This window comes from Pseudomonas sp. 05T35, assembly GCF_056396605.1.
This window is the reverse complement of sequence record NZ_JBFTLU010000505.1, coordinates 1-3833: the sequence shown is the minus strand read 5'-3', so window position 1 is coordinate 3833 and position 3833 is coordinate 1. Positions and strand designations below refer to the sequence as shown.

Here is a 3833-nt window from a genome sequence, read left to right as displayed (position 1 = left end):
GGTTTCCACTGTGGTTTCCACGGTATTGCAGTGGTTTCCACTGGCAACCTGCCCAGTTGCGGAAGAATCAATGCCACGGCGCGACGGGCTTGCCGCCCCATTTGCGAAACCCCTCATGCAACAGGCTCAGACTGCGCCAGCAACGAGTGTTGAATTCTACACACCGTGTAGATCCCAACACGCCGGCGCTGGCAATTACTTTGACCACGCTTTGACGGAATGTGAGACAGGTATGAGACGAATCCCGCGCCTGGTCGACGTCTGAGGCTTTTCTCCATGCGGCGGCCGTCAAACAAGCAGGCTTGGTCGTCTCATACCCCTGACAGACCCCAGACGGATTCTGGACAGGCTCTGGACGGCCAGCGCGGCGGTAAGGTAATCCGACTCCGCCCAGGAGCCACGGACAGCATGGACGGAGGCAGATCGGTCAGCAGACTGGACAGCTATCACGTCCAGAAAATGGGAGCGTCCACGACGGTGATTTGTGAGGATGGTGAGCCACGGAGACATCAAGGAAAGCGAACCCGAAATCCTTGACGGAGCCTTGACGAAATCTTTGACAGGTTTAGACGGTTTTCTCCGGCGCCACCACTGGTTGGCGCGCTAAAAGCCCCACGCAGGGCGACGCTTTGCGAGCATTCGCGCAGTTTGGCCAGCACCATCCCGTCAAAAATCCTGCAGGGTGTCGTCAAGGTAAATGCTCGATCAATCGACAGCGCCACGCTGACGGGATGGGGTGGTGAAATACAAGGTCGACTAAATCCTTAGCGCGCCAAGCAATACTAGACAGGCTCTAGACAGATTTTCGCCGACAGACCACGCTCAAATTGCGCGCAGCCCAAGCAATACGCCGCCGCCAGAGTAAACGGTTGTGTGCTGGCGCTTGATGCTCGTCAAGTATTTACCGGGAAGCCAACTAGCATGAAGCGTGAAGCTCCGGTTCAGGCCCTTCTATGGCGTACCGAAGGTCATCACACTGCGATTATTTATCACGCTGATGCTAGGGAGCGACTGTATCGTTCCACGAGTGGTCGACATAGCGCTATCTCAGCAGGAACAACCGCTGCCAGGTGAAAAAATAGCTTATCTGATTGGATGAGGCCGCCAAACAATTTGTCTCACGCCCCATCGGCTTCACTTTAGGAGGTCGAGGCCGCATGAGGCGAAAGCGATCGCCGTGCTATTATCGCCGCCCACCACGGCTGGGGTAACGGTGCTAGGTAAACAAGCACGTGCCTTTCACAGCTGCTATATATAGTGCACGAGTTCTGTACACGATCCTTTGAGGTTCCATGGCAGCCAACATCAAGCCCCTTGGCGGTAAACACGCGATCAGCAACGTATTGTTTCTGTTCGAGTTCTCTGCACCTCTACCGCCACATGCTTTTGGCGGTTTGTTGGAAGGCACGCCGTTGCACGATCAGCTGGTAGCGGATTTGCCCAGGGTGTCCAAGCATCAGCAGTTGCTGATGAATTTCCCACAGAACCCTGAGAACCAATTCTTTACGAATCCATTCACGCAGCCTATCAGTCCGCCTGGCCTCATCAGCGGGATCGCGTTTGACAGAGTCAAACCCAATGGGGAACCTGCGCTTTCAGTCAACATCCAAGCAAACATGTTGATGATCATCTGCGGTGAGTACGAGCGTTGGGCTGGGCTATGGACGGAGGTGAAGAAATACCTGTCCATTTTGGCTCCCTGGCTCGGTGCGGCAAAATTCTCGGCGCTGTCGCTGCAATACACCGACGCGTTCAAAGTGAATTTTCCACGAGGCGAATCTGCGCCGCTGACTGAACTATTTGATTCATCTACAAATTTTCTGCCACCAACCTTTACGTCTCTGAAAGATGCTTTCCATTCTCATCATGGATATTTTAGCCAGCCTAACTTTGGTTTAGGTGGAAAGCTTCTGACAAACGTGAACGTAAACGTCACTGAAACCGCTTCAGTTTTTGACGTGCAGATCACCACCGCACACAAGTATCAGTTGTCGCAAATGTTTAGCCCTGTAACGGATGATGGTTTGCTCAATCCTCAGATGAACGACGTATTCCAATATCTGCACGACGAGAATAAAGTGGTTGTGGGGAATATGCTGACGGAGCAGGTTAAAGAGATGATCTCTTTTAACTCGCATAGCGCGAACCACCCCGAATAAGGAGAGCCTCAATGGCAGTTGCAATGGATACGCAGACCACCATTAATGACCAGCCCATGCCGTATGTGGTGCAGATCACTTCAACACAGAATGCGCCTAGGACCGTGATTCCATTAGGGCTCATCGGTTTTTTCGCTCAGCTTCCTCCCACTCATGCTAATAGCAGGGATGTAGGTATGAGTAGGCTTTATGCGAAACTTAATACCTACAGGCACGCCGGTTATGACTGGGATGGCTACGGTGGCGAACCAGCCACCTATGCGTCTTGGAGTAATACTTTGGAGTTTTTGCACGTTCTCCCTATTCGCTTTGAAGCGCCTGTGCCTATGCTTGCGGGGGATGGTGAAATTTCTCTGTTTTGGAAGGATGCTGATCGCTACATAGAGATTTCCTTTCCAGGAGACGGTACCTTTCACTACATCTTCAACGCGCCTGGTGTACGGTTCGCGAGCGCTGATTTAGCGCTAAACGAGGCCGTCTTGCATTCCGGGTTCCTGGCTCACCTAGATCTGGTTTAGCTGATATATGTCGTGTCAGGCATTATTTGATGGGCTGCCTAGCGGAAGGGGTGAGGTATCGGCCCGGGCCAAGCTTATAGATGACTCTTTCCCAGAAGCTGTTTGCGAGTTTGAGTCAGTAAGCCGGTTTTCTCCTGGCGTGGTAGTCAACCAAGAGTTTCTCCATAGATTTGTATTTTCTCCTTTGCATATGCATGACGGCGAGGTCTTGCCCGCTCTGTTCAATGACGCCAAGGACAAAGGACTATCCTGCGAGCGTCAGTGACGTTTTCGAAATTGCCGGGCGTTCGAACTCTGAAAAAAAGCAGGCGCGTAAAGACATTGCGGACGCATTCAGCAAAGTGCCTGTAAACGGATAATCTACAGACCTCGTCTGTTCGTCTCCCCCTCCAGATTCTTCGCATCCTCACCCTCTCCCTGCCTACGCCGTCTTCACTCCCGCAGTCACGAATAGCCAGTTCTCAATTTCAGCACCCTACGGTGCCCAGCTCCGTGCTGTGAGGCAGCTGCTTTAGAATCTCCCGTAATGGGTCACCAGCATCGTGTAGAGACCAATTCGCTGGCAAGGTCCGGGGATGATTGGCAACAGCAAAAGTGCATTATGACCTCAATGAGTGCTCACTCCCCCGATACAGGGTGGTGCTGGCGCGATTCTCCGACAGAAACGCCTCAGTGCGGTGTGAATGCCACATGGCCCCACCGCCGCAGAGCTCGACAATGCGGAAGTACCACTTGTCGGGATTTCGACAGAGGAAATCTGCATTGTTTCGATGGTCGCGGGCAGTGGTTAAAACAGAGCCGCATTTCAAAAAGAGAGTAGATTTGTGAGTAGATCTATTAGCCGAAACCAGTCACACCCTTTCAGAATAAGCCCTGCAGACAACTATTCGATTCCGTCTCTGGCACCACATTCAGCTTTCATGTGGTGTCAGCATCACGTGAAAGCCCAACAAAAAACCCGCCTCGTGCGGGTTTTTTGTTGTCTGCGTTTTTTGATTGACCTGCAATCCCTGGGGTCAGCTTGCATCAGCCCAATGGATGTTCAGCGTACGAACTCCACCACCGCTGAGGTCAACCGCGTAACGTAATTCGCGGCCATTACGCTCCGTCACGACGACGTACTTACCAGCGGGCAAACGAGTCAACACTATCGGAC

At 52.5% G+C, this 3833-nt stretch carries 2 protein-coding genes; both read left to right on the top strand.

From position 1 onward, the window contains the following. The first annotated feature begins 1292 nt into the window (after positions 1-1292). Positions 1293-2159: a TIGR04255 family protein gene (locus AC1DH9_RS26130; RefSeq protein WP_477749119.1), complete on the top strand. Its 867-nt coding sequence runs from the start codon at positions 1293-1295 to the stop codon at positions 2157-2159. A gap of 11 nt (positions 2160-2170) precedes the next feature. Then, positions 2171-2677 (top strand): hypothetical protein, encoded by a 507-nt coding sequence (locus tag AC1DH9_RS26125; protein WP_477749118.1) that lies wholly within the window; start codon positions 2171-2173, stop codon positions 2675-2677. The last annotated feature ends 1156 nt before the right edge of the window (positions 2678-3833 follow it).